Source organism: Natrialba asiatica DSM 12278 (assembly GCF_000337555.1).
GTDB lineage: Archaea > Halobacteriota > Halobacteria > Halobacteriales > Natrialbaceae > Natrialba > Natrialba asiatica.
Window position 1 is genome coordinate 1 of the sequence record NZ_AOIO01000048.1, and the last position, 24,168, is coordinate 24,168.

General features: G+C 60.5%; 24 protein-coding genes and 4 pseudogenes. 16 read left to right on the plus strand and 12 right to left on the minus strand.

The genetic code is table 11. The features are described 5' to 3' along the window. The 4 genes from C481_RS20285 to C481_RS20300 all read right to left on the minus strand — a co-directional run. Nucleotides 1–377, minus strand: a 377-nt coding sequence (locus C481_RS20285; protein ID WP_006111239.1) for a hypothetical protein, incomplete at its 3' end; no start/stop codon positions are given. Then, nucleotides 377–661, minus strand: a complete 285-nt coding sequence (locus C481_RS20290; protein ID WP_006111240.1) for a PadR family transcriptional regulator — start codon at nt 659–661, stop codon at nt 377–379. The genes C481_RS20285 and C481_RS20290, both read right to left, overlap by 1 nt. A 117-nt stretch (nt 662–778) precedes the next feature. Continuing rightward, the gene (locus tag C481_RS20295) at nt 779–1,456 is read right to left on the minus strand and encodes an IS6 family transposase (protein WP_006111241.1); all 678 of its coding nucleotides are present in this window, start codon (nt 1,454–1,456) and stop codon (nt 779–781) included. 43 nt (nt 1,457–1,499) lie between these two features. Continuing rightward, on the minus strand, nt 1,500–2,246 hold the full coding sequence (locus C481_RS20300) for a DUF7260 family protein (RefSeq protein WP_152422230.1): 747 nt from the start codon (nt 2,244–2,246) through the stop codon (nt 1,500–1,502). A gap of 137 nt (nt 2,247–2,383) precedes the next feature. Here C481_RS20300 and citZ point away from each other — a divergent pair, with 137 nt between their 5' ends. Next, a complete protein-coding gene (gene citZ, locus C481_RS20305) occupies nt 2,384–3,514 on the plus strand; it encodes a citrate synthase (RefSeq protein WP_006111244.1) in 1,131 nt (376 codons plus the stop codon). A 33-nt stretch (nt 3,515–3,547) separates the two neighbouring features. On the opposite strand, the pseudogene C481_RS20310 reads toward citZ, so the two are convergent. From C481_RS20310 to C481_RS20320, 3 genes and pseudogenes are all read right to left on the minus strand, one after another. Next, nucleotides 3,548–4,503 (minus strand): annotated as a pseudogene (locus C481_RS20310) (succinylglutamate desuccinylase/aspartoacylase family protein). A gap of 184 nt (nt 4,504–4,687) precedes the next feature. Further along, complete coding sequence (locus tag C481_RS20315) at nt 4,688–5,461, minus strand: HpcH/HpaI aldolase family protein (RefSeq protein WP_006111247.1); 774 nt, start codon at nt 5,459–5,461, stop codon at nt 4,688–4,690. Nucleotides 5,462–5,566: 105 nt separating this feature from the next. Then, nucleotides 5,567–6,526: a hydroxyacid dehydrogenase gene (locus tag C481_RS20320; RefSeq protein WP_006111248.1), complete on the minus strand. Its 960-nt coding sequence runs from the start codon at nt 6,524–6,526 to the stop codon at nt 5,567–5,569. A gap of 74 nt (nt 6,527–6,600) precedes the next feature. Between C481_RS20320 and C481_RS23240 the strand changes: the two are divergent. The 8 genes and pseudogenes from C481_RS23240 to C481_RS22835 form a co-directional block, all read left to right on the plus strand. After that, a pseudogene (locus C481_RS23240) lies at nt 6,601–6,744 on the plus strand (NAD(P)/FAD-dependent oxidoreductase); the annotation flags it as partial. Between the two features lie 44 nt (nt 6,745–6,788). Then, nucleotides 6,789–7,262, plus strand: a pseudogene (locus C481_RS23245) (FAD-dependent oxidoreductase); the annotation flags it as partial. Nucleotides 7,263–7,423: 161 nt separating this feature from the next. Then, the gene (locus C481_RS20330) at nt 7,424–8,188 is read left to right on the plus strand and encodes an IclR family transcriptional regulator (protein WP_006111250.1); all 765 of its coding nucleotides are present in this window, start codon (nt 7,424–7,426) and stop codon (nt 8,186–8,188) included. 551 nt (nt 8,189–8,739) lie between these two features. Then, entirely contained in the window at nt 8,740–9,867 is a 1,128-nt protein-coding gene (locus tag C481_RS20335) for an acyl-CoA dehydrogenase family protein (protein ID WP_006111251.1), read from the plus strand. A 57-nt stretch (nt 9,868–9,924) separates the two neighbouring features. Then, entirely contained in the window at nt 9,925–11,109 is a 1,185-nt protein-coding gene (locus C481_RS20340) for a CaiB/BaiF CoA transferase family protein (protein ID WP_006111253.1), read from the plus strand. A gap of 160 nt (nt 11,110–11,269) precedes the next feature. Beyond that, on the plus strand, nt 11,270–12,058 hold the full coding sequence (locus C481_RS20345; protein WP_006111254.1) for an enoyl-CoA hydratase/isomerase family protein: 789 nt from the start codon (nt 11,270–11,272) through the stop codon (nt 12,056–12,058). 212 nt (nt 12,059–12,270) lie between these two features. Next, nucleotides 12,271–13,146 (plus strand): MFS transporter, encoded by an 876-nt coding sequence (locus tag C481_RS20350; RefSeq protein WP_241434728.1) that lies wholly within the window; start codon nt 12,271–12,273, stop codon nt 13,144–13,146. Further along, nucleotides 13,143–13,385, plus strand: coding sequence for a hypothetical protein (locus tag C481_RS22835; protein WP_241434729.1), 243 nt, complete (start codon nt 13,143–13,145; stop codon nt 13,383–13,385). The genes C481_RS20350 and C481_RS22835 overlap by 4 nt, the downstream gene beginning before the upstream one ends. On the opposite strand, the gene C481_RS20355 is transcribed toward C481_RS22835, so the two are convergent. Next, nucleotides 13,382–14,488 carry a zinc-dependent alcohol dehydrogenase gene (locus C481_RS20355; protein ID WP_049904816.1) on the minus strand — a complete coding sequence of 369 codons (1,107 nt, stop codon included), beginning with the start codon at nt 14,486–14,488 and terminating at the stop codon, nt 13,382–13,384. The two genes, C481_RS22835 and C481_RS20355, sit on opposite strands and share 4 nt — an antisense overlap. 98 nt (nt 14,489–14,586) lie before the next feature. On the opposite strand from C481_RS20355, the gene C481_RS20360 reads away from it, so the two are divergent. Together C481_RS20360 and C481_RS22015 are read left to right on the plus strand one after the other, a co-directional pair. Then, a complete protein-coding gene (locus C481_RS20360) occupies nt 14,587–15,486 on the plus strand; it encodes an isocitrate lyase/PEP mutase family protein (protein WP_049904817.1) in 900 nt (299 codons plus the stop codon). Continuing rightward, the gene (locus tag C481_RS22015; protein ID WP_006111257.1) at nt 15,483–15,866 is read left to right on the plus strand and encodes a hypothetical protein; all 384 of its coding nucleotides are present in this window, start codon (nt 15,483–15,485) and stop codon (nt 15,864–15,866) included. Before C481_RS20360 ends, C481_RS22015 begins: the two co-directional genes overlap by 4 nt. Before the next feature lie 59 nt (nt 15,867–15,925). On the opposite strand, the gene C481_RS20370 is transcribed toward C481_RS22015, so the two are convergent. Genes C481_RS20370 through C481_RS20380 form a run of 3 tightly spaced genes read right to left on the minus strand, consistent with a single transcriptional unit; the run spans nt 15,926 to nt 18,456 of the window. Beyond that, nucleotides 15,926–16,759, minus strand: a complete 834-nt coding sequence (locus tag C481_RS20370; protein WP_006111259.1) for a DUF6282 family protein — start codon at nt 16,757–16,759, stop codon at nt 15,926–15,928. Between the two features lie 3 nt (nt 16,760–16,762). Then, complete coding sequence (locus C481_RS20375) at nt 16,763–17,812, minus strand: hypothetical protein (protein ID WP_006111261.1); 1,050 nt, start codon at nt 17,810–17,812, stop codon at nt 16,763–16,765. After that, nucleotides 17,809–18,456 (minus strand): UGSC family (seleno)protein, encoded by a 648-nt coding sequence (locus C481_RS20380; RefSeq protein ID WP_152422232.1) that lies wholly within the window; start codon nt 18,454–18,456, stop codon nt 17,809–17,811. The genes C481_RS20375 and C481_RS20380 overlap by 4 nt, the downstream gene beginning before the upstream one ends. A 178-nt stretch (nt 18,457–18,634) precedes the next feature. Here C481_RS20380 and C481_RS20385 point away from each other — a divergent pair, with 178 nt between their 5' ends. From C481_RS20385 to C481_RS20405, 5 genes and pseudogenes are all read left to right on the plus strand, one after another. Beyond that, a complete protein-coding gene (locus tag C481_RS20385) occupies nt 18,635–19,978 on the plus strand; it encodes a class-II fumarase/aspartase family protein (RefSeq protein WP_006111263.1) in 1,344 nt (447 codons plus the stop codon). A gap of 181 nt (nt 19,979–20,159) precedes the next feature. After that, nucleotides 20,160–20,450: pseudogene (locus tag C481_RS23250) on the plus strand (hypothetical protein); the annotation flags it as partial. 238 nt (nt 20,451–20,688) lie between these two features. Next, nucleotides 20,689–21,102 (plus strand): phosphosulfolactate synthase, encoded by a 414-nt coding sequence (locus tag C481_RS23255; RefSeq protein ID WP_161605643.1) that lies wholly within the window; start codon nt 20,689–20,691, stop codon nt 21,100–21,102. Then, nucleotides 21,051–22,247, plus strand: coding sequence for a CaiB/BaiF CoA transferase family protein (locus tag C481_RS20400; RefSeq protein WP_006111267.1), 1,197 nt, complete (start codon nt 21,051–21,053; stop codon nt 22,245–22,247). Before C481_RS23255 ends, C481_RS20400 begins: the two co-directional genes overlap by 52 nt. Next, nucleotides 22,248–23,180: a hydroxymethylglutaryl-CoA lyase gene (locus C481_RS20405; protein ID WP_006111268.1), complete on the plus strand. Its 933-nt coding sequence runs from the start codon at nt 22,248–22,250 to the stop codon at nt 23,178–23,180. 66 nt (nt 23,181–23,246) lie between these two features. Here C481_RS20405 and C481_RS20410 read toward each other — a convergent pair whose 3' ends face one another. Then, nucleotides 23,247–24,035 (minus strand): enoyl-CoA hydratase/isomerase family protein, encoded by a 789-nt coding sequence (locus C481_RS20410; protein WP_006111269.1) that lies wholly within the window; start codon nt 24,033–24,035, stop codon nt 23,247–23,249. Between the last annotated feature and the right edge of the window lie 133 nt (nt 24,036–24,168).

A 24,168-nucleotide genomic window follows, 5' to 3' on the forward strand; every position in this document is an offset into this window, starting at 1 on the left:
TCCTCGTAGCCCATGACGTTCATCGCTTCGCCAACCTCAAACGTGTCCTCTCCCTCGTCGAAATACTCGCGGAGGATCTGTTTCTCGGTGTCCCACTTGGCCGCGAGTTTCGCGCCTTCGACGCACTCCTCGTCGTACTCATCGAACTCGTCTTTGAACTCGTCACGGGACTCTCGAACGTCGATACCGCGAAGCCCATCGCCTTCGATCTGTTCGATGCGCTCGTGCGTATACTCGACGTGCGTCTCGTGATACGCCGCTTCGATTTCGTTGTCCGTGTTCTCGTACTCGTCTTCAGAGAACGCCGCCTGTTCGTGCAGCAGATGTGCTTTCTCGACGCTCACCGTTCGAACCGGATCTGGAATATCGTCGGACATTACGCACTCACCCCTGCGACCAGTTGGGATTCCCACTCTCGTCGCGCCGCGAGTGCGCGCTCGCCGCGAGCCGTCAGTTGGTAGTAGTTCGTCCGTCGGTCGAGACGGCCTTTCTCGACGAGACCCATGTCGACCAGCGTATCGAGATTCGGGTACAGTCGCCCGTGGTTGATCTCGCTGCTGTAGTAGGTGTCGATAACATCCTTTACGTCTTGGCCGGACGGTCGGTCTTCCCCTGCAATGGCGAACAGGAGGTCCCGCTGGAAGCCGGACAAATCATCCATCGTCTGTGGCGTTCTATCAGTATGCGCCATATTTCAGAGTTCGTGAATTTTGTACTTGAACGTTCTCCCGACTACCGAAATATAGGTCTTTGAAAGCCAACGAGTGAGAGGCACTGTCTAGTTCTGCACCTCCTCAATCGGCGCCTTTCCATCGAGAGCTTGGTGCGGTCTCTGGCGGTTATAGTAGTGCATAAATTGTTCAAGCCACTTGCAGACGCTCGATCGACTGCCCACCCACGAGTTATGGAAGCGGTCGATCCGCATTGTGAGGGTATGAAACCACTTTTCGATCAGGTTTCGCTCGGTATAGTTGACCTGACCGCTCAGTCCTAACCGAGAGAGGGCAGTCCGATAGCCGAATTGATCGACGAGAAATGTAGCCTCCGAAAGATCGTGTTTCTCTTTGAGTTGATGCAGAAACGCAGCCGCCGGATCGGTGCCGTGCCGACCAAACAGTGCGACGTCGAGAATCAACTTTGTCTCGAGGTCTATTGCAGCGTACAACCAAGACCACTCGCCATCAATTTTGACAGCGGTCTCGTCAACCGCGACCCTTGACGGCTTCGCCGTCGGCGAGTCGCAACCGTTGTCAGCCAGCCGATGTACCCAATTCCAGACCGCTCCATGCGAGCGTTCAACGCCTAATTCGGCTAAAATAGTTGTTGTCTCCCGAAGAGAACAACCAGTTTCGTGGAGGCGGACGGCGAACGCCCTGACGGGCGTCGCCGTCCGCTCGTTCTCCCAAGATTCTTCTAAATCCGCTGCATAGCTCTCGCTGAGCAGGTCTGCGAGCATCTTAACCAATTTACTCAACGACCTGCTCGTTTCTCAAACTGGCTCAACTAGACAGTGTCCTTTGTAGGGTCTTATCAGACGAGAATAACTGCGAAAAAGACTGCCACTCTAATGTAGAATTTTGGTCGAACGAATCCTCGATATCCTGCAGTCGCTCGGACGCCTCAGCTGACGATTCTTGCTCCCGCGAGAGACTTCGAAGCAACTCCTCGCGTCGCCGAGCAGCGGCGCGTGCTTGCTGGACCAGTAATCGCTTCAACTGCGGAGAAAACGGTTGATCGTCTACTACAACTGTAGCGATGTCTCGGTTAAACTCTGCAGCCATATTTTCGCGAAGAGGTTCGCCATAGTCCTCGTCGTAATGGGGGACCACTATCACCGTTTCTCGATAGCGATCTCGGACGGATTTTACTCTGGTTCCGACAGTTCCTCCCTTCATCAGCAGCGTTTGATTTGATTGCGAGGAACCATCTGATACGCTCAGCGCTCGCACTTCCTCGGCGAAATCGTAAAACGCGTCTCGTTCCGTACGCACGCGTTCGTGCTCGGTCTCTACGACCGATTGAGCTTTCCGAATGTATCCCGCAACGCCTATCAGTGCCGCCGGATTCCCCTGCATAGATAGTAGAGTAATGAACTGATCTCCGCCGAGTCCGCCCGCTGTCTGCACGATCAATCTTGGTAGTAGTTTCGGAGAGACGGTGATAAGGAACAGTACGACGACGAGATATCGAATACAGTTCCCAGGTTCAGTTTTCCGTACCGTCCCGTTAGAGACTGTGTTAGTCATTACCACATAGGAATATGCGAAGAATAATAACCGTGGTTGATGGTGGACTACGGCAATCGCGTTTATTCTACTAAATTGGATCGCGAACCGAACTCTCCAATAGTAACCTTTTTCGAAGTATGTGAAAACACCACACTATGGTAGATGTAGTGAAACGTGGTCTTGAGGGAGTCGTAGTTTCGGAGTCGCAACTTAGCACGATCGACGGCGACGCTGGTCGGTTGAGCTATCGAGGGTACGCCATCGAGGATCTCGCTCGTGGCGCTAGCTACGAGGAAGTGCTTTACCTGCTCTGGTACGGTACCCTCCCCGATCAAACGGAGCTGGCCGAATTTACCGAGGCGATGGCGGCCAATCGCGAGGTCGACGATACTATCCTCGAGATAACGCGAGCACTCGCGGCCGCAGACGAAGAACCGATGGCCGCCTTGCGCACGGTCGTCTCCGCACTCTCGGAATCGGACTCCGACGCTGATATGACTGATCGCGAGGGAAATCTACGGAAAGGGCGACGGATCACGGCGAAAATGCCGACGATCGTCGCGGCCTTCGAACGGGCTCGCCGCGGCGACCAGTTAGTCCCGCCGCGAGAGGACCTCGGACACGCGGAGAATTTCCTGTACATGCTCAACAACGAGGTCCCCAATGAGGTGGTGAGCGAGACGTTCGATCAGGCGCTGGTCCTCCACGCCGACCACGGTCTGAACGCGTCGACGTTCTCCGCAATGGTTACTGCGAGCACGCTCGCCGACCCCCGCGCAGCTCTCACGAGCGCCATCGGCACCTTGAGCGGAAGCCTACACGGGGGTGCCAATCAGGACGTTATGGAGATGCTCGAAGATATCGACCGTTCCGGATCAGATCCGCTCGGATGGATCGAAACTGCGATTGACGAGGGTCGTCGTATTCCCGGCTTCGGCCACCGCGTCTACTCCGTTACGGATCCGCGCGCGAAAATCCTTAGCGAACGATCTGAATCTCTCGGGAAGGCTGCCGGAGATACAAAGTGGTACGAGATGAGTACCGCTATCGAGCAATATTTGGCCGAAGAGAAGGGGTTAGCTCCCAACGTGGATTTCTACTCTGCGTCCACGTACTATCAGATGGGAATCCCGATCGACATGTATACGCCGATCTTCGCCATCTCTCGTGTCGGCGGCTGGATCGCTCACGTGCTTGAGCAGTACGACGATAATCGGCTCATTCGACCTCGAGCGCGCTATGTCGGCCCAAAAAATCGCAAGTTCGTTCCGCTCGAAAAGCGATAAGCGCCTTCGAACGGCTGCGACGTTTCCACGCGGCTAGTATGTCGTGATGCCAGTACCGACGGAACAAACGTACTCGCCGGTAGCAACCTGCGGAAGGCGTCGACTCCGCCAGAAGATCCCGTCGTTGTTGGCGGTCACTTCGGCTTTCGGCTCGCCGAACGGCGTCGTCACTTCGAATATCGTCTCGCTGCACGTAACCTCGGAGCCGAGTTCCTTTTTGAACGATATCAGTCCACCTGCAGGCGTACCGTAGTGATCGAATCCCGTCGCCTTCGTCTGGTCTTTAATGTCGACGTCCCCCTGCAGAAAGTTGTAGTACCGTAGGACGTTGAAGACCCCCGTAACGCCTTTGCGGATACTACTTTCATCCCAGCCGACGCAGCCGCCGAGTTCCGGATCAACAGTTGGTATACCTTCGTTGGGTGTGATCCGAGCAAGCTGCCCATCCGGCCCCTTCTGATCGAGAACATAGCCACAGCCGAAAACCTTCGCGAGTTCGAGACAGGAGTCGTAAAGCCGATGTCTTCGGCCACACCGTACTCGAATCTCATCGATCATTCGGCTCGTCGATGTCTGGTGAAGATCCAGCGCGAGGTCGGCTTGCGTCGCGACATCAAACGTTTCGGCCGTGATACGCTCGCTCGACGTTCCGTCACGGACCCCCGGATACGTCCTGTTCGTCTTCGTATCATCGATCGGATTTCGGTGTTCTGCCACCTGAAAGCCGTGGTAATTGACGATTCCGATGACGAGGACTGCTCCTGAGATCTTCGCGGGATCGAGCCGGGGAACCACCCGCTGAACGACGCCGACGCCGTTCAATTCGTCCCCGTCGCTCGCCGCCTGTATGTACAACGTATCGCCCAGGCTTCACCGTTGATAACGGCAATGGGAAGGCCGAATGGCCGTCCATCTCGAGTCTCACCTATCTCAAGCCGTCCTGTACTAACTTCACCAGGGGCGGCACTCGCCGTTCCAATCGTTATCATGAACAATCGAGGTACTGAGGGACCGCTTTGTTGTTCGATAATTGCATGCTATCGGAGCGGACCGGACAGACAGATAAATCGCCGGAGTGGTCGGGGTTTTCGAGGTGGTTCAAGTGAGTTCTCCGTTCGCGGATCGGACTGATGTACGATCCGGTCTGAGGATCCTTGGAATGACCGTCATGACTCATTCAATTTGGGCCATTCGATCCATGAGCGTCCTTTTGGCCGATTCGAATTCACCACCGATACGGAGAATCTGATAGCCGTTGCTGATTTTCCGGTTTGCATCGTCGACGGCGTGGGCAACGGCGCCAAGCGGGACACCCGCGCTTCGACTCGCCGCTTCGACTGTTTCAATGGCCGCAGTCACCTCCAAGTGATCAGATTCATTTGGGTGCCCGAGTTGTGTCGCGAGGTCGTTCGAGCCAACAAACGCGAACCCGAGCTCCGGGACATCAAGGATATCCGAAATATTATCGACAGCTTCCTCGGTTTCGATCATTGCGCCTAGGTTGACGGTGTCATCCTCGCGTTGCGCGTACCCCTCTGTCGTTCCGTACCCGCTCGCCCGTTGGCCGGCCATTCCCCGATTGCCAGGACGTCCCTCGTAGACAAACCGCGTCGCTTCGGCGGCGCGGCGGACCTCCGCAGCGGTTTCGATTCGCGGGATGAGTAGGTTTCGAACGCCCGTATCAAGGACCTTTCGGATCAGTGCCGGATCCTCGTCCGGGAGACGGATGAGCAGCTGGATCCCGCTCAGCTCCGCCGCTCGCTGCAGGTGAGTGATCTTATCGGCGTCCCACGGACTGAACCCGGAGTGCTCGAAGTCCAGCCACACGAAGTCAAGTCCGATATCACCGTAAATCTCGACGAGTGCCGGCGAAAACGAGGAGGCACGAGCGCCGAGGACGACACCGTCGTCTGTAATCACTTCTCGAACCGTGTTCTGACGGACCATAGCTGTGACAGACAATACCGCTCCTCTTATCATTTTATACTAGTACATGATACGATGGACGGTGACAGTTGGCGATACCGCGGAAAACGTGATTCGACGCTACGGTTACAACGCGTCCTTGTTCACCGTTGACTCTGGGACTCCGCCGTCGTAGACCGTCCGGACGTTCTCCGCAGCGCCCACGCTCATTCGTCGCGTCGCCTCAACCGATAGCGTCCCCATGTGAGGGGACAGAATGACGTCATCCCGCTGGAGGAGCGGGTCGTCTGGCGCCGGCGGTTCGTCGTGGAGCACGTCCAGCCCGGCGGCGATCAACTCGTCTTCCGCTAACGCCCGCTCTAATGCCGACTCATCGATAATCTCTCCTCGAGCTGTGTTGACGATGTAATCGATCTCCCGCAACTCGTCCCGTCCGATGGCACGCCGCGTCTCATCGGTGAGCGGGGCGTGGACACTCACCGTGTCGGCCGCCTCGAACAGCGCACGTTTCTCGCTCGCCTTCTCGACATCCGCCGGTAGCTTGTCCTCGCTGACGTACGGATCGTACACGATGCATCGCATTCCCATTCCGACCGCCAGGTCCGCTGCTTCGCGCGCGATACTGCCGAACCCGAAGAGACCGAGCGTGTCACCGGTGATTGTTTGCCGACTGAACCGATCCCAGTCTGACCGAGCGTCCCAGTTGCCACCCCGGACCGCGCGGTCGGCTTGCAGGAGGTTCCGCCGCATCGTCAATATCAGCGTGATCGCGTGCTCCGCAACCGTCCGCGAGTTCGCTTGCGGAGTATTGCAGACCACGATCCCGCGGTCGCTCGCGGCATCGATATCAATGCTGTCCAGCCCGACGCCGTGCTTCGAGATGACCTTCAGCCGCTCGGCGTCAGCGATCAGGTCGGTGTCGAGTTCCACCCCTCGGAGGATTATCGCGTCGGCATCCGGGAGCTGGTCGCCGATGGTCTCGTCGTCGTACGTTTCAACTGACAGCACGATGTCGCTGATCGACTCCGGTCCTTCGCTCGCGATCTGTTCCGGGATCAATAATTGCCACTTCTCGCTCTCAGTCATACCCGTACTACTCGTGGGCAGTTATATAAATGCACACGATCTGCCGGATCTGATAGTCGGTCACCGATACTATGATGTCTTCGTACGACGCTGCCGTCGTCGGCGATGGAATCGTCGATTCGTCCATCGCCTACCATCTGTCCCGCAGCGGATCCAAGACGGTACTGCTGGATCACGACGACGAGGGAGCGGCTACCGCCGCCGGTGTGGGGATCGTCTTTCCCCGACGTCCAACTGAGGGGAATCGGACTCGTGGTTTCGGTTCGCTCTCGAGGCAACGGACTACTACCCGAAACTCGCGGACGCGATTAACGAGCACGATCACGGCTACTCCCGTTCGGGGCTATTGGCCGTCGCCGTCGACGAGGGCGAAATCGATGCATTCGAGCGAGCGAAGTCCCGAACCGAACGTCGGCCGAGGAGTACGGACGCCTGCAAGCGGATTGTACGAGGGAGATCTCCGCGGGTCAAGCGCGCGGTCCACTATGAAGACCCGGTGCGGGTCGACGGCCGGGCGTTCGCGAGCGCGCTTCGCGACACCGGACGGCACGCCGGGTTGACCGTCCGGAACGCGGACGTGACTGGACTCCGTCTCGAAAACGAGGGGTTGCCACCGATCTCGTCAGGGACGTCAAACCGGCCGTCGAATGGGGCGCGTTCCGGACAGATCGGTTTCGAGACGAGTGACGTGGGTCGGACAGCGATGAGTTCTTCCTCGATTCGGTGCTGCAGGTGATGACCGATTTGGCTTCTCTGATTGCGCTGCCAACCGGTAATCGGTGGGTGGCGCTCACTTCTGTTCCAATACGGACGACGAACTTCCTCGCAAGCACACGATTCGTATGGGTGGTTTCTACAGAGGCGAACTTTAAATAGTAAGAGCGGTAGGTAACAGGTATGGAATCCGATCACTCGAACATCAGGGCGGTGGAAATCAGCCTCGGAATAATCCAACAACTCGTAGAACGGGACGGGGCTCGAGTAACCGAACTCGCGGAGGAACTAGACATTGCGCCGAGTACGGCACATAACCATCTGCAGACGCTCCTGAACAACGGGTTTGTGATCGACGAAGGAAGCGTCTACTATCCCAGTCTTGAGTTCCTCCACGTCGGGGAATACGCTCGCCAGCGGAAGGTCGGGTATCAGAAGGCCGAACAGCACGTGAAGGCCCTCGCCGAGGAGTCGGGTGGCCGGACGCACTTTACTGTCCTGGAACACGGTCGCGGGCGGTACGTCTACACTAAAACGGGGGACCTCGCCGTTGAGACGTTCTCCCGGTACGGCAGTCAGTTTCCGCTTCACGTGACTGCAGCCGGCAAGGCGATGCTCGCCGAACTGCCGGACTGGCAGATTCAGGAGATCGTCGACCAGCGCGGACTAAAGGCATTGACGGACCAGAATATTACCGACGAGGAGGAACTGTTCGCGGAGTTGGAGGCAACCCGTGAACGCGGTGTTGCGTTCAACTTTGAGGAACACAACAAGGGAATCAGCGCGGTTGCAGCGTCAGTACAGGAACCCAATGGCTCGCTCCTCGGTGCGTTAACGATCTCCGGCCCGGCCCAGCGGTTCAAGGGTGACCTCATCCGGGAGGAGTTCCCTGATCTCCTCCTCGCGAAGGTGAATGAACTGGAACTGGACATCGTCTATTCGGACTGATTATATACATTCGTACTGTTGTAAAGTATCGCGCTCAATGCTCTGTCAAAAATTACATATATATATATATATATAGTTATAAAAATAAATAGCAAATATTCAACTAGTCAGTTAGATATACGAACGTACCGGTGTAAACGGGTGTAATCAACATCTCACTATCAATTACACCCGTATGCCTGTAAAATTCTCTACCGGATCTTCTAGCCTAATTATACGCTCATATGGATGTAATGGGTGACCTACGTCTGCAGATTCAACCTCACACGAGACAGATATTAGCATTGGTACGATTCGGTTCCGTGTTTCGGCAGAGCAAAACTTGGTGATACGGATTGTTCGCACAGCACGATAACTAGCAGTCATATTATCGGCTAATATTCGGTATTTGCACACATTTGGGTCATATCGACCTTGATCCATCGATACCTCGAACGCCATCCCTGAAAAAATACTTCCGCCCGTAGTAAGGATCCAGACTGGTGAATCTTGAGTGAACCGGAGGTTGCGGTACCCAAACACTCAAATGGAATCCATCCGACCTTCTGAACATGGACTTTCGGCGATCAGATGAACAGAAGTTGATATATCAGACAGCAAACGACATCGCGACAGACCGATTCGCGGAGAAGGCGTTCACTTGGGAGGACGAGTTCCCGTACGAGAATCAGAAAATTCTGGCGGAACAGGACCTTCTCGGGATCGGTTTGCCGATGGAGTACGGCGGCGGCGGCTACTCAGTCGTCGAAGTTCTCACCGCGCAGGAGGCAGTCGGACGCGTCTGCCCCGACACCGCACACATCCTCTCGCGATCATCAATGGGACCGCCGCGGGCGATCGCGGAACTGGGAAGCGAGTATCTCAAGGAGAAGTACCTCCCGGCCGTCTGCGACGGGAACTCAATCATCTCCGTCGCGATTTCGGAAGCTGAGGCGGGATCCGACGCTAGCAACATGCAGACGAGTGTCGAGCGCGACAGTGACGAACTTATCCTAAACGGCAGCAAGATGTGGGTAACCAAGGCGGCCCAGTGCGACGCATTCCTCGTTTACGCGCGGTTCCCGGACGACAACATCGGTGCGATCGTCGTCGACAAAGACACTGATGGCCTCACACTTGACGACGGCTCGGTCAACATGGCCGGCCACGTCCAGCACCAGCTGTACTTCGATGACTGCACCGTCTACGAAGACCAGGTGTTAGTCCACGAGAAAGACGCATTCAAGCGGCTGCTGATCGAGTTCAACGTCGAGCGGTGCCACAACGCCATGATGTGCGTCGCCTGCGGTCTCAATGCGTTCGACAAGGCCCTCGACTACGCGAAGAACCGGGAACAGTTCGATCAGCCGGTCGCCGACTTCCAGGGGATCGAGTGGAAGTTAGCCGATATGGCAATGGAACTCGATGCCGCCCGGCTACTGATCTACCGTGCGGCCGCCAATGCCCGCGAGAGCGATCCCTCGCGACTGGAGACCTCGATGGCGAAAGTGAAGGCCAACGAGGTCGGCCAGGAAGTGGTCGACGAGGCAATGCAGATCCACGGTGCGAACGGCTACATGAAGGATTCGCCGATCGAGTACCTCTACCGGTGGGTGCGTGGGTGGAAGATCGCCGGCGGGACGGTTGAGGTCCAGCGGAACGCGATCGCCAGCGAACTGAAGAAGTACGGACTTGACTGAGTCCCGTCCGGGCATCGGGTAGATACTTTTTTGACCCCGGACCGGCCTATACCAGGTATGCACCAACCGCTTAGTGGAGTCAGAGTACTAGATCTCGGTCAGATTTACCAGGGGCCGTATTGCGGAACAATCCTCTCCTACCTCGGTGCTGACGTTATCAAGGTCGAGCCGCCGTGGGGCGAGAACATCCGAACGCGTACCGAAGACGGCAAACCCCCCCAGTACCAGTACCTCAATCCGAACAAGCGCGATATAACGCTCGACTTCAAGTCCGAAGAGGGAAAGGAGGCTCTCCATCGGCTGGCCGAGAAGGCCGATGTCGTCATTGAGAACTACTCGACCGGGACGATGGACTCTCTCGGGCTGGGCTACGACGATCTGAGCGAGGTGAACCCTGAACTCGTCTATGCTCATGGATCTGGATACGGCAACGACGGCCCGTACGCTGACTACCCCGCGATGGACCTGACTATTCAGGCGATGAGCGGCGCGATCCACACGACCGGCTTCCCCGATCAGAAACCGGTCAAGGCTGGGCCGGCGATCGCCGACTTCTTCGGCGGGATTCACCTCGCCGTCGGCGTCGTGGCCGCGCTCTTCGAACGGGTGTTTACCGGTGAAGGCCAGTACGTCGAAGTGGGGATGTTCGACTGCCTCTATCCGACGCTCGCCTCGCCGGTTTCGTCGTGGGTCTCCCAGAACGACGCGCCGCCGCGAACGGGGAATAAACACTCTGGCCTCGCAATCTCCCCGTACAACGTCTACGAGGTCGAGGACGGGTACGTCGCTGTCATCTGCATCAGCGAACATCAGTGGGAGAGCCTCGCGCAGCTTATCAGCCGTGAGGACATGGTTGGGGATGATCGGTTCGACTCGAAGTACAAACGCGCCCAGCACATGGATCTGATCGACGGTGCGATTGAGGACTGGATGGAGGGGAAAGAGAAAGACGCGGTCGTCGAGACGCTCCTTGAGCGGGACATCCCCTGTGCACCGGTCCAGACGGTCGAGGAAATCGTCGACGATCCCCACCTCGAGCACCGCGAGATGCTCAACTACGTGCCGAACCAAAGCGAAGGTCGCGACGAGATCCCCGTTCCCGGGATGCCGATCAAGTTCTCCGGGAGCGAGAGTCCGGAGGTCGAACCCGCACCCGAACTCGGCGAGCACACGGAAGAGGTGCTCGCAGAGCTCGCCGGTTACTCCGCGGAGAAGATCGAACGACTGCAGGCCGACGACTGACCGACTGCAACCGTCGCGAACCGGACGTCAACGGGGGTGCGACCACCACTGACTGACGATCGCGACGTGGTTGTAACGGGCGGCCGACCGTAGGCAGTCGCGTCCGTCTCGACGAACGGAACGGCAATTTTTATAAGGACTTCCATCCCCGTGTGTGATAATGCCGTACAATAAGATCGACTACGATATCGTAGACGGCCGTGCGGAGGTCTTCATCGACCGCCCTGCCATCATGAACGCTTTCGACGAGGAGACACTGCTGGAACTCAACGAGGCATTACAGGACGCAATGACGGACGACGACGTGTACGTCGTCCTGCTCTCGGGACACGGCCGAGGGTTCTGCAGTGGTGCCGACGTGACCTCGATGGACGGCCGTGAGGATCGAGAGAAGAAACACCTGTATGGATCACACCTCTGGCTGGTACAGAACGTCGATCGCCTCCTCTACTTCGGACAGAAGCCAACGATCGCGGCGGTCAACGGGCCGGCGGTCGGCGCCGGTTGTGACTTCGCGCTCGCGTGCGATATGCGGGTCATGGACGACGCCGCCTTCCTCCGCCAGCAGTTCGTGAACATCGGTCTGGTCCCCGGCGACGGCGGCGCGTGGCTGTTACCGCGACTTGTCGGTGAGAGCAAGGCCAAGGAGCTCATTCTGACCGGTCGCGACATCGATGCCGACGAGGCCGAGGATCTCGGTCTGAGCGTCGAGACCGCCACCGACGGCGACGTCGTCGAGCGCGCCAGAGACCTCGCAAACGAACTCCGCGACAAACCGGCGCTCGCCATGCAGAACACCAAACAGCTTATCGACACGAACCAAAGCTTCGAGGACTACACCCAAGCCGCGCTCGAGGCTCAGTGGAAGTGCGTGAACGATCTGGAGCATACGGAGGCCGTCGACGCCGTCATCGAGGGTCGGGAACCGGCGTTCGATCGCGACTACTGAATGGAGAGTTCCGTGATACCGCATTCATCGATCGAGTCCGTGAGACGGGGGGACCCGCTTCTGAGCATGTACGGTCGATCCTGGGTTCGCGGCCGTCTAGGTACCGTACAGACGATTTTTCGCGAACTGCGTCAGGGGGACGAGGGTGGATCCTGCTCGGCGTCGCCGGGGGATGGCTCCTCTCGATAGGGGTTCGAATTATCTTTCCAGCGATGCTACCGCTGTTCCGGGAGGCGTTCGACCTCACGCTGACGACGGCGAGTCTCCTGATTTCCGTCCTCTGGTACGCCTATGCGCTCGGCCAGTCCCCAGGCGGCGTTCTGGGAGATCGGCTCGGCGCCCGAATCGTCCTGACCGCGAGTACACTCGTCTCGGCTGTAACGATTTTCCTCGTTGCGCTTGCGTGGGACTATCGGATCCTCTTCGCCGCGACGGCGCTGTTCGGCTTCGCGACCGCGCTGTACGGCACGACCCGGTTTACGGTCCTCACGGACGTCTACTCGAAGCGAGACGGCCGTGCCGTCTCGCTCACGATGGCGGCTGGAGACGTCGGTAACACGCTGCTGCCGCCGCTGGCCGTTGGGATCGCATCGTGGTTCTCTTGGCGGGCCGGGATGGGATTCACCGCGCCGCTGTTTCTCTGTATGGGGTTGTTCCTCTGGTACGCGATTCCATCAGGATCGCTTCGTGCATCCGACGGAGACGGTACCAGCGCCAGCGACGGAGGAGACGCGGCCACCGCCGATGGATCCAGCCCGTCGCTCCGGTACGTCCTCTCGAGCATCCTCCTCGGGCCGGTCCTGATCGCCACTGCCATCCAGTTCCTTGGTTTCTTCACGTGGCAAGGGTTCACGTCGTTCTTCGTCACCTACCTCATCGAGACGAAGGGGTTCTCCGCCGGAGCCGCCTCGACGTTGTTCGGCTTCTTCTTCTTGGGACTACTCGTCCGTCCGCTGTCGGGCCTCAGCCACGACACGCTCGGACCGCGTCGGACGCTGATGGGCATCCTCACGCTGATAACGATCGGACTCAGTGCGCTTTCGTTGTCGAGGGGTTCATTCCGCTCGTCGCGCTCACGGTACTGTTGAGCAGTCTTCTCGGATTCACGCCGACGACTCAGACGTTCATCGCGAACGCGCTCCCGACCGAGATAAAAGGATCCGGGCTCGGACTCATGCGCACCGGCCACCTGCTGTTCGGGGCGCCTAGTGCGACCGTCGTCGGGTTCGTCGCCGATATCGGCTACTTCGACCGAGCGTTTCTGTTACTTTCGGGGGCGACCGGTGTCGCAGCTGTGCTCAGTCTGTTCCTCCCGAAGCTCGACTAATCGAGGACGAGCTGAGCCGGCCCGAGCGCGTCGTACTCGTCCTTGTTGAGGGTGATGTCGACCGCGGTCTCGAACTCCTCGAGGCCGTCGAGTTCGTGGGTGATGTAGTCCTCGATCGGGACCTCGCCGTCCGCGACGAGGTCGGCGGCCAGCCGCCCCGTGTCCGTGCCGGGTTGGATCGCAACGACGCCCTTCCGAGGATTGATCCAGCGGATCGACTTCGATCGCAGGTACCGCGGCAACAGGTCGATCTCGCCCTCGATGTGACTCACCTGTACCACCGTGCCGCCGCGTCGTACCACCTCGAACGCCTGTGCAATCGGCTCGCCGCCCTCGGTGGCGTGGCTCTGGTCACCGCCGACCGCCTCGAAGACGACATCGGCACCGATCCCGTCGGTGGCCTTGTTGACGGCCTCGACGACGTCGGTCTCCGTCGCATCGATCGCCTTAACGCCGTTTTGCTCGGCAAGCTCCAGCGGTCGGTTGCGGACGTCGACGGTATACACCGTTCCAGCACCGAACCGGTCGGCCAGAAGCGCGCACTGATACCCCATGACTCCGGCGCCGATGACGACGACGGTATCGCCTGGCTCCACGTCCGCGTCGAGCGTACAGAGGACCGAGCTGGCCATCGGCTGCAACGCGGCGCCCTCCGCGTCCGAGACGGAATCGGGGAGCGTACAGAGCGGTTCGACGGGCATCCGCACGTACTCCGCGAGCGCTCCGGGGCAGTCGAACCCGAGACTGGTGATGTCGTCGCAGAGGTGCTGGTGGTTCGACCGGCAGTAGGTACACTCACCGCAGTAAGGTTTGCCGGGCGCGTAGACCCGATCGCTCTCCGCGTAGGCGTCGACGCCCTCGCCGACTGCCATGATTCGGCCGCAGAACTCGTGGCCGAACAACTGTGCACCGCCGTTGCTCTCGCGAATGCGACGAGCGACCTCGTCGTGATGAGCGATCTCGGTGCCGCGGTACAGCATGCACTCTGTGACGCTGAGCTGGACGCGCGACACCTCGATGAGAACCTCACCCGGACCGGGCGCGGGCGTTTCGACTTCCTTCACTTCTGACGATTCGAAGTCAGTACAGACTACTGCTCGCATGACAACCGTACATCTCACACGAGCTACTAAACCCTTGTCGCATCTTCTCGTGGGAGCCCGTGGCAAAGTATAAGTCGACGCTCGCGGTGTCCAACGATATGTCCGCGACCATGCAGGACCTCGTCGAGCGAGACGAACTGACAGTCGTTCCCGGCGTCTTCGACGCCCTGACCGCGAAGTTGGCCGAGAACGTCGGCTTCGAAGCACTGTACCTCGGAGGGTACGTCGTCGGCTCGTCGATCGCGTTCTCGGAGCCGCTAACGACGATGACCGAGATGTGCGATCGAGCGGGGGAGATCACGGCGGCGACCGACCTGCCGCTCATCGTCGACGGCGACGCCGGATTCGGGAATCCCTCGCACACCCATCGGACGATCCGGCAGTACGACCACGCCGGGATCGACGCTCTCCATATCGAGGATCAGGTCTATCCCAAGCGGATGCACTACTTCGCGACGGAGGATCGGAAGGGGCGCAAGCACATTATCGACACCGAGGAGATGCGACAGAAAGTTCGGGCAGCCGCCGAGGCCAAGTCCGCGATCGACTTGGACATCACGATCATCGCGCGGTCGGACGCCGCCCGCGACCAGCGCCGTGAGTTCGAGACGATGGAAGACGCCGTCGAACAGATCAACGCGTACTTCGACGCCGGCGCGGACATGGGGCTGCTCTTCCCGGCCGACCGCGAGGAGGCGCGGTATGTCGCCGAACGCGCCGACGGACCGATGCTGTACGTGATGCTCGAGAACCGCCTGTCGAGAGACGAGCGTCCGTCCGTCGCTGAACTCCAGGACATGGGCTTTGCGATGGCGGCCTACCCGATCGGGGCGACGGTGCTCGCGGCCCACCACACCAAGCGGCTGTACGAGTCCCTGCACGAAACGGGCGAGACGGGCATCGAGAAGGAGACGTTCGCGGAGACCCGCAACGAGATCAACCGCGTGATTGGCCTGCACGACTACTACGATATCGAGGAGCGATCCGGGAAGAAATGACCGACGACCCGCCGCGATCCGCGGACCTGCCCGCCGGCTACGACGACCTCGACCCGTACGCCGATGTCGATCTCGAGACATTGCCGAAGTGGTGGCGACGAAATATCGAACTGTTCCGAGAGCACGGACTGCGCCCGTACCGTCCCGCCCGACTCGCCGACGGCAAACCGCTGCCGGTCGTCCTGAATCGCCTCGAAGACCGGTACAGTGTCACGATCACCGTTCGCACCGTCCCCTCCGACGGGAGCGAGACGTGGAGTGTCTGGATAGACGGGGACCACGTCGTCGATGTACGGCAGAACGTCCTCGATGCTCTCGGTCAGATGGGCGTCGCAGTCGACGATTTCGATGTCCGTGTCTCCATCTCTGATTTGGGTTGACATACCACTTCAGTGTATCAGAGACAGAGTAATAAGTTTCAGCCCGAGCGCACCGACGTTCAGCGCGGCTCCAGCAGGACGCGCGGCGTCTCGAGCGCCATCGTCGCGATCTCGTCTTCGCTCAGCCCGGCGTCGACGAGCCGTTCGGCAAACTCCAGCAGTCCCTCCGGCGGCGAGAGATTCGACGGCTGACCGTAGTCCGTCGAGAGGACGCAGCGGCCGGCACCGACCGCGTCGACGGTCGTGGCCATCGTCTCGACGTCGATGTCGCCTTTCGTCACCGGAAGGTAACACTTCTCGAGGTACGCGCCGCGCTCGGCGAAGGCGACCTGATCCTTGCGGGAGAGGTCCATAAAGGCTGATTCAGGGTGCGTGATGAGATAGGGCACTTCGGCTCCCATCGCCTCGAGTTCGTCGAGGATGACATACGTCTCGTCGGGGCCGAGGTGGCCGTTCCCGAGCACGACGTCACGGTCGGCGTCGGCAACCGTCTCGAGCACGGCGCGAGCGTCGGCGCGGAGTGCACCGTCATCGGTGAGCGCGGTGAGGTCCTGCCCCTCGAAGGGGAAGTGTCGTCCCGGGGTGTAGTTGGCCGCGCTGAAAGTCGGCAGCCAGACGACGGAGACGCCCATCTCAATCGCCAATTTGACCGCACTGGGATTGAAGCCGCCGACGAACGTGTTCAACGCGATCGCCGAGTAGATGTCGACGTTGGGAACCTGTTCGGCGGCCATCCGCGCCATCGGCGCAGTGTTCCAGAAGTGGCTCTTCAGCACGAACCCGCCGAGGTGGGACTCAGCGGCCCGCCGCGCGAGCTCAACCGTCCCGTGCTTTCGCTCCCAGAGCGACGGGGCCGCATGAACGTGAAAATCGATCACACCATCCGGCAGCATCGGTCAGACCTCCTCATCGATGCCGACGGTAACCGATCGCGTCTCGCCGAACGAGTGCAGCGCCATCGAGTGCTTGCCTGCGCCGCCGGCGACGACGACAGTGACGTCCTCCGGCGTCTCGACGAGCGGGATCCTCGCGTCGTCGTTCTCCACCTCGAACCGGTGGTGCCAGGTGTAGTTGTCGGTGGTGCCGACCGTCCGGAGCGTCTCGAGCTCGTTTCGGGCGTTGTCGTAGAGGAACCACTGAACGTCCTCCCGGCTCCAGTCATTGCGGGCGATGGTATCGGCGTGCTCGGGACCCAACACGATGCAGATCTCGCCGTGCGTGTGGTGGGAGTTGTTGTTTCCGACGGTCGCGAACACGTCCGCCGCGATCGTCAGGAGCTCCGCCGGCTTTTCGTTGACGTGGTCATTGATCTCGTGGGGAGCTTCGACGCCCATGATTGTCACGGCGCTCTCGTCCTCGCCGAATCCGCGCTGGACGTGGAGCGGGTCCCACGGGTTCTTCTTTTCGTTCTCGGCGATACAGAAGCTGTACTTTCCGGGATGGCCGTGCGTGGCGCGGTCCATATCCCCCGGCGTCCCACCGCCGAGGTTGACGAGGAGCAGACGGACGGTGCGTCCGATGGTCGCGTTCGCCCGGTAGCCCTGTCCGAAGACGTTGTAGCCGTAGTTGAGGTTGATCTCTTCGACAATTGGTCCGTTGACGACGAGCATCGGCGCGACCGGGTGCGTCGTCGCGTTGACACCGTAGAGGTTGAATTCCTCCTTGGTCATCGCCTCGACCGCCGCGATCAGAACGGGCATGTACGCCGATTCGCAGCCGGCCATCACGGCGTTGATGGCGATCTTCTCGACCGTCGCGACCCCATACTTCGGCGGGATCGTTCCCAGCTCCTCGTCCGGCTCCCGCGAGGTCCCTTCGAGCATCCGTTCGACACGCTCAGCCGTCGGCGGGACGACCGGGAGCCCGTCGGTCATCTCCCGTCGGTAGAGGTAGTCGTTTACGTCCTCGAAGTCGTCGATCGAAATCGTCTCTGAGTCGAACGTCATAGGTCGATCGGGCAGTAGAGGCTCTCGTCGCTCAGTTCCTCGTCGGCGGCCAAATAGCGCTCCGCGTACTCGTCCTCGAGGTCGTCGCGGTCGGTGGTGAGGACGGCGACGATCTCCTCGAGCGCGTTCTCGGCCCGATCGAGGACCTTCGGCTCCTCGAGGTCGCCCATCGGGTGCGAGACCATGACTAGCGGCAGGCCCGGCATGCTGAGCGACTGGGCCTCTGACTGGCCGAGCTTGATGAATTCGTCGCTGTTGATCGTCGCGACCGGTGTTCCCTTCTTTTCGAGGTCGATGCTGTCGTAGACGCACCACGACGTGCACGAGCCGCAGTCGCCGTAGGCATTGACCACGGCGTCGCACTGCGAGACCAGCTGGTCGGCGATCGCGTCGGCGGGGATCGGACTCTTGTCCTTCCGTCGGTAGACGACCTCATCGACGCCGTACTCGGATTTGAGCTGCTCGCCGACGGCTTCGAGGAAGACATCCGCGTTGCTCTTCGAGTTGTCGAGCAGTCCGACGGTCGCCCCCTCGAGCGAGTCGAGCCGTTCCGCGATCGGCGTCGCGTCGTAGTTCACTTCCCCTCGGGGGTCGAGGATTTCAATACTCGCTCCGTCGTCTGTACGTGTGCTATTGACGCACATATACAGCTATTCCACAGCCACGGAGTAAATAAGTTGCCCCGAGTCGGCCGCTACGGCTGCCGTTGGTGGCCGCGAATCCCGATCGAGATCTCGACGCTTCGCTGCCGCCGCCTCGATCATGAGAACGGTAGCTCGTTTCGAGGTGAACGATTATGTCGATCGAAACGAGCTATTAGCTATGGTGTCACAAGTACAGGGTCCGCTGTTCGCGGATACGTTCAGTACACCGGCCATGCGGGAGATCTTCGGCACCGAAAGCTACGTTGACCGATTCGTCCGGGTCGAGGCGGCGCTCGCACGGGCGGAGGCGTCGGTCGGCATGATCCCCGAGGAGGTCGCGGAAACGCTCACCGACCGTGCGTCGGTTGAACACGTCGACATGGATGTCGTCGAACGCTACCTCGACGAGCGGGGCCACCTCGCGATGTCGATTATCAGCGGCTGGCAGGCGATGATCGGCGATGAGGGCGAGTACGTTCACTGGGGCGCAACCAGCCAGGACGTCATGGACACGACGACCGTCCTGCAGGTGCGAGACGGACTCGACGAACTGCTCGAGCGGCTCCGGGCGATCGAGTTCCACCTCGCCGATCACGTCGAGACCCACGCCGACACCCCGATGATTGGACGGACGCACTACGTCCACGCGGTACCGACGACGTTCGGCCTGAAGGCGGCGAGCTGGCTGGACGAGCACCGCCGGCAGGTCGATTACCTCGAGTCGATCCAGGAATCGATCACCGTCTGTCAGTTCGGCGGCGCGGTCGGGACGTACGCGACGTTCGGTTCGGATGGCCTCGAGATCGCCGACGCGTTCGCCGACGAACTCGGACTCGAGGTTCCGACGGTCGGCTGGCACGCCGCGAGGGATCGGATCGCGCGGGTGGTCACCGCGCTTGCGGCGGTCGCGAGCACACTCTCGCGAATCGCGAGGCAGGTCCTCGTCTTGAACCGGCCGGAGATACGCGAACTCCGGGACCCGGTTTCCGAGGGTGAAGTCGGCAGCAGCACGATGCCCCACAAGCGTAACCCGAAGCGTGCAGAGAAGACCGCGATGGCCGCGCAGCTCCTCCGGAGCGAGGCCCGATCGATGTTCGAACTGATGGACACCCTCGACGAGCGCTCGGCGTCGACCTGGTACGGCGAGTTTGCGGTCGTTCCGACGGCCTTCGGCTACGCCGATCGCTGCGCGGAGAGCGCGCGCCAGCTCGTCGAAGGGCTGACGGTCGACGCGGACCGGATGTGCGAGAACCTCTCGATCCACGGCGCCTTCGTGACCTCGGAGAACGTGATGATGGCCCTCGCAGACCACGTCGGGCGGGGGACGGCCCACGAGATCGTCTACGAGAACGCGATGGCGGCCGACTCGGACGACGAGTTCGTCGATCGGCTGCTCGAAGACGATCGGGTCACGGACGCCCTCACGCCTGAGGAGGTCGCGTCGTTAACCGACCCGACGCGGTACACCGGGCTTGCGGCGCAGCTTGCCGAGCGCGTCGTCGAGGAGCATCCGCGGGTCTGAGCGTCTGACTTGAACTCTCCGCTCGGCGCGAACTGAACATCGAGGAGAACGAATTTATATATGTTCATTGTTAGCACGGGCATGGGCGATAGATTCCTGGGTGGTCTCGAGAGCTGTCACGTGCCGAAAAACCGCGATATGAGGGCCTGTGCGTCGTGACGCCCAGGTGAACGTTCCGGAGGTGGTCCTCGAACGGTACGGTGAGTATCTCGATGTCGTGAAACTGCTCGACGCCGCCAGTTGGGCCCCGGACAACGTGATCAGAGACGACATCCGGGTTCAGATCGGCGGCGCTCCCGGCGAGGTCGCACGCATGCAGGGGACGGACAGCGAATTTCTCGACCGCCTTGAGGAGGCCAGTATCGATGTCGTGGAGTACGAAACGCACGTCGATCGCCCGTCCGTGGACGAGATGCGATCGGAGGTCGAGACGCTCCGAGAGCGCGGATTTGACGTCGTCGGTGAGGTCGGTGCCAAGTGGTTCACGAGAATGAGACTCGGTATTCGCTCGACCGCGTCAAAATCGAGGAGACGATCGAGCGGTTCGAACGGTTCCTTGACGCCGGATGCGAGGCGATCTACTGGGAGGGGATGGTCGTTCGGAACCTCATCGGCCGCGACCTCGCGTATCGGGAGGGACAGAAGGCGTTGCTGGAGGTCGCAGAGGCCGTCGGCCCGAGAACATCGTCTTCGAGATCTGGAGTCCGACGATGGATTCTCTCGAGTACGCGAAGTTCTGGTCCTGGCTGGTCTACCAGTTCGGTCCGTCGGTCAATGTCGGGAACGTCCCGCCGCGGCGCGTCCCTCGACTCGAAAGCATTCGACGTGGAACGACGTTCGACATGAACCACGCCTACATCCGCTGGCTCCGGGAGGGGAAACCGACGAGTGGTGGCGAATGGAGGTTCCACCCTACGATGTCGGCCTGGAACGGGACTGACTCCATCCGTGTTCGGAAACCGGCCGGTGTCGGAACGCCGTTCTCCGGCGACGCAATCGGTTCGCCTGTCCGTCTCCGGACCCTCGAGAAACAAACTTATATTACATCCCGCTGCCCTTGTTGTTCGTACGTATGTCCCAAGGACCGTTACGTAGCCTTCGCGTCGTCGACTTCACGACGATGATAAGCGGCGGCTTCGCCGCCTCGACGCTGGCTGACTTCGGCGCCGACGTCATCACTGTTGAACATCCGACGAAGACGGACCCGATCCGCGAGTGGAAGCCGATCAAGGACGGCGAGTCGATGTGGTGGAAGTCGCTGGGTCGCAATCAGCGCTGTGTCACGCTCAATCTGTCGTCGGACGAGGGTCAGGCGATGGCGCTCGAACTGGTCGAGGACGCCGACATCGTCCTGGAGAACTTCCGCTCAGGAACCATGGAACGGTGGAACCTCGGTTACGAGGAGCTGAAAGCAGTCAACGAGGGAATCGTCATGGTACGCATCACCGGCTACGGCCAGACCGGCCCGAAATCCGATAAGCCGGGCTTCGGATCCGTCGCCGAGGGTATCTCCGGGTGGGCCCACAGTAACGGCTTCCCGGACAGCGATCCCCTACTCCCGCCGATTCCGCTCGCCGACCTCACGGCGGGACAGTACGCCGCCCAGTCGGCGGTGTACGCGGTGTTCGACCGCGAGATGACGGAGGGGAACGAAGGACAGGTCGTCGACGTGAGTCTGTACGAACCCCTGTTTCGTCTGTTCATCGGCAAGGTCGAGGCCTACGATACGATGGACTACGTTTCCGAGCGCACGGGCAACCGATCGGAGAACTCCGCGCCCCGAAACATGTACGAGACCGCGGACGGCTATATCGCGCTCTCCGCGTCGTCACAGCGGATCTTCGAGAACGTGATGGCGGCGATCGGTCGCGAGGACCTCATCGACGATCCGCGTTTCGAGACGAACGCCGACCGGCTGGACAACGTCGAGGAACTCGACGCGATCATCGAGGACTGGACCAGCGAGCGGCCGACCGACGAGGTCATCGAGGTGATGGAGGCCTCCGACGCCATCGTCGGACCGATCTACGACATGGCCGATATCTTCGAGGACGCGCACTACCAAGCGCGGGACAATATCGTCTCCGTCGAGGACCCGGACCTCGGCGAGGTGAAGACCCACGGCATTGTGCCGAAGTACTCCGAGACGCCGGGCGAGGTGTCCCACCTCGGCCCGTCCCCGGGCGAACATAACGAGGAGGTGTACCTCGAGGAGGTAGGGATCGATGAGGAGGAGTACGAGCGGCTCTCCGAGGGTGGAGTGATCTAAATGGATGACCTTCCTGAGGATGTCCGGATCGTCGAGATGTTGCCGCGTGACGGATTTCAGAGCTTGGATGAGTTCGTTCCGACGGAGACGAAGGTCGAACTGATCGATCGGCTTTCCGAGACGGGCGTCGACGAGATCGAGTTCACGTCGTTCACCCACCCCGACGCCGTGCCGAATCTCCGTGACGCCGCGGAGGTCGCCGAGCGAATCGATCGCCGGTCGGACGTCAGTTACCGGGCGCTCGTCCCCAACTCTATCGGCATGGAGCGGGCCCTCGAGGCTGGAGTAGACAAGGTCAATGCGCTCCTCGCAGTGAGCGAAACCTACTGCGAGAAGAACCAGAACGCGACCCGCGAGGAGTGCATCGCGGAGATCGAGCGGATCGTCGACCTCGCGGACGGGACCGACGTCGCGGTCGAGGCGGGGATGGCGACCAGCTTCTACTGTCCCTACGAGGGGCGCGTCCCACTGGAACAGACTCTCTCCGTGGTCGACGCGATGGTCGAAGCGGGCGTCGACGAAGTCACGCTTGCGACCACGATGGGGCTCGCTGATCCCGCACAGGTCTCAGAGAGTCTCTCAGCCGTCTGGGAGCGTTGGCCCGATCTCGACTGCGGCCTCCACCTCCACGACACCAATGGCATGAGCCTCGCGAACACGCTCGTTGCGATGCAACATGGCGTCGACCGGTTCGACACGTCGGTCTGCGGAGTCGGCGGTGGCGTCGTCCTCCCCGACGAACTCGAAGGCGTCGGGAACACGCCGACGGAGGACCTGCTTCACATGCTCTCGCGGATGGGGATCAGCTCCGAGGAGCTGTTCCGATCCGTCTCGACGGTTGCCGACGATGTCGCTGACGAACTCGACGTCGGACAGAACAGCCACGTTGTCCGGGGCGGTACCGCCGAATACGTCCTCGACGTAATGGGTTAGGACGACTGACGCGTCGCAGGTACGGTTACGTCATCTCGACCTCGTACCGAGATCCAGGTCACCGCCTCACTCCCACTGCCACTCAGGCTCTCGATCCTCTCGGAACGCCCGTTGCCCCTCTTCGTGATCGCGCGTCTCTCGAAGCGCACGAGACGCCCGGTGTTCGTACCGAATCGCCGTCTCTAGATCGGTACTGAGTCCCGTATCGATAACGTCCTTCGCAGCGCGGATCGCGAGCGGCGCGCCGGTCGTGATCCGATCGACGAACTCTCGGACGAACGAGTCGATTTCCGCGCGGGGGTGAACGTAATCGACGAATCCGTCGCTCTCCGCCCGTTCGGCGGAGACGCGCTCACCCGCCATCACCAGTTCCTTGGCGCGACTCGAGCCGACCTGCGAGACGAGCCGCTGGACGCCACCGTTGGCTGGAAGGATCCCGAGCCGCGACTCGGGAAAGCCCAGTTCGCTCTCCGGCGTTGCGAGACGAAAGTCGCAGGCCATCGCGAACTCGAGGCCGGCACCCAGACAGTAGCCGTCGATCTCGGCGACGACCGGCATCGGGAGATTCGGGGGGAGAACGAGTTCGTCTCGGAACTCCTTCACGTTGGGCTGGGGAGCATCGCCGTCGGCGTTGACGTCGGCACCGACGCTGAACGCCTGCTTGCCGGCGCCCTCGACAACGACCGCGCGGACGTTCGGTTCGGACTCGTCCCGATCGAGCGAGCGGATCTCCTCGAGACAGTCGACCAGCTCCCCTCTGAGCGTCGGAGAGAATGCGTTTAGCGACTCGGGTCTGTCGAGCGTTACCGTCGCGATGCCGTCCTCTAGCTCGCTCTCGATGGTGTCGTACTGCATGATCACGGGTCAGACCTTGTCGGGATCGCACATAAATCCGGCCCGCCCTCGCCGATCTGATCGAACTCGACGCCGTTCCCAGTGGATCACGGAACGCACACGGCGACCGCAGCGGTTCAGTCAGACTGAATCC

What these genes read in the sequence shown, in the direction of transcription:
- C481_RS20290 (WP_006111240.1), bottom strand. Translation starts at nt 661, where the DNA reads ATGGATGATTTGTCCGGCTTCCAGCGGGACCTCCTGTTCGCCATTGCA.
- C481_RS20295 (WP_006111241.1), bottom strand. Translation starts at nt 1,456, where the DNA reads ATGCTCGCAGACCTGCTCAGCGAGAGCTATGCAGCGGATTTAGAAGAA.
- C481_RS20300 (WP_152422230.1), bottom strand. Translation starts at nt 2,246, where the DNA reads ATGACTAACACAGTCTCTAACGGGACGGTACGGAAAACTGAACCTGGG.
- citZ (WP_006111244.1), top strand. Translation starts at nt 2,384, where the DNA reads ATGGTAGATGTAGTGAAACGTGGTCTTGAGGGAGTCGTAGTTTCGGAG.
- C481_RS20315 (WP_006111247.1), bottom strand. Translation starts at nt 5,461, where the DNA reads ATGGTCCGTCAGAACACGGTTCGAGAAGTGATTACAGACGACGGTGTC.
- C481_RS20320 (WP_006111248.1), bottom strand. Translation starts at nt 6,526, where the DNA reads ATGACTGAGAGCGAGAAGTGGCAATTATTGATCCCGGAACAGATCGCG.
- C481_RS20330 (WP_006111250.1), top strand. Translation starts at nt 7,424, where the DNA reads ATGGAATCCGATCACTCGAACATCAGGGCGGTGGAAATCAGCCTCGGA.
- C481_RS20335 (WP_006111251.1), top strand. Translation starts at nt 8,740, where the DNA reads ATGGACTTTCGGCGATCAGATGAACAGAAGTTGATATATCAGACAGCA.
- C481_RS20340 (WP_006111253.1), top strand. Translation starts at nt 9,925, where the DNA reads ATGCACCAACCGCTTAGTGGAGTCAGAGTACTAGATCTCGGTCAGATT.
- C481_RS20345 (WP_006111254.1), top strand. Translation starts at nt 11,270, where the DNA reads ATGCCGTACAATAAGATCGACTACGATATCGTAGACGGCCGTGCGGAG.
- C481_RS20350 (WP_241434728.1), top strand. Translation starts at nt 12,271, where the DNA reads ATGCTACCGCTGTTCCGGGAGGCGTTCGACCTCACGCTGACGACGGCG.
- C481_RS20355 (WP_049904816.1), bottom strand. Translation starts at nt 14,488, where the DNA reads ATGCGAGCAGTAGTCTGTACTGACTTCGAATCGTCAGAAGTGAAGGAA.
- C481_RS20360 (WP_049904817.1), top strand. Translation starts at nt 14,587, where the DNA reads ATGTCCGCGACCATGCAGGACCTCGTCGAGCGAGACGAACTGACAGTC.
- C481_RS22015 (WP_006111257.1), top strand. Translation starts at nt 15,483, where the DNA reads ATGACCGACGACCCGCCGCGATCCGCGGACCTGCCCGCCGGCTACGAC.
- C481_RS20370 (WP_006111259.1), bottom strand. Translation starts at nt 16,759, where the DNA reads ATGCTGCCGGATGGTGTGATCGATTTTCACGTTCATGCGGCCCCGTCG.
- C481_RS20375 (WP_006111261.1), bottom strand. Translation starts at nt 17,812, where the DNA reads ATGACGTTCGACTCAGAGACGATTTCGATCGACGACTTCGAGGACGTA.
- C481_RS20380 (WP_152422232.1), bottom strand. Translation starts at nt 18,456, where the DNA reads ATGTGCGTCAATAGCACACGTACAGACGACGGAGCGAGTATTGAAATC.
- C481_RS20385 (WP_006111263.1), top strand. Translation starts at nt 18,635, where the DNA reads ATGGTGTCACAAGTACAGGGTCCGCTGTTCGCGGATACGTTCAGTACA.
- C481_RS23255 (WP_161605643.1), top strand. Translation starts at nt 20,689, where the DNA reads ATGGATTCTCTCGAGTACGCGAAGTTCTGGTCCTGGCTGGTCTACCAG.
- C481_RS20400 (WP_006111267.1), top strand. Translation starts at nt 21,051, where the DNA reads ATGTCCCAAGGACCGTTACGTAGCCTTCGCGTCGTCGACTTCACGACG.
- C481_RS20405 (WP_006111268.1), top strand. Translation starts at nt 22,248, where the DNA reads ATGGATGACCTTCCTGAGGATGTCCGGATCGTCGAGATGTTGCCGCGT.
- C481_RS20410 (WP_006111269.1), bottom strand. Translation starts at nt 24,035, where the DNA reads ATGCAGTACGACACCATCGAGAGCGAGCTAGAGGACGGCATCGCGACG.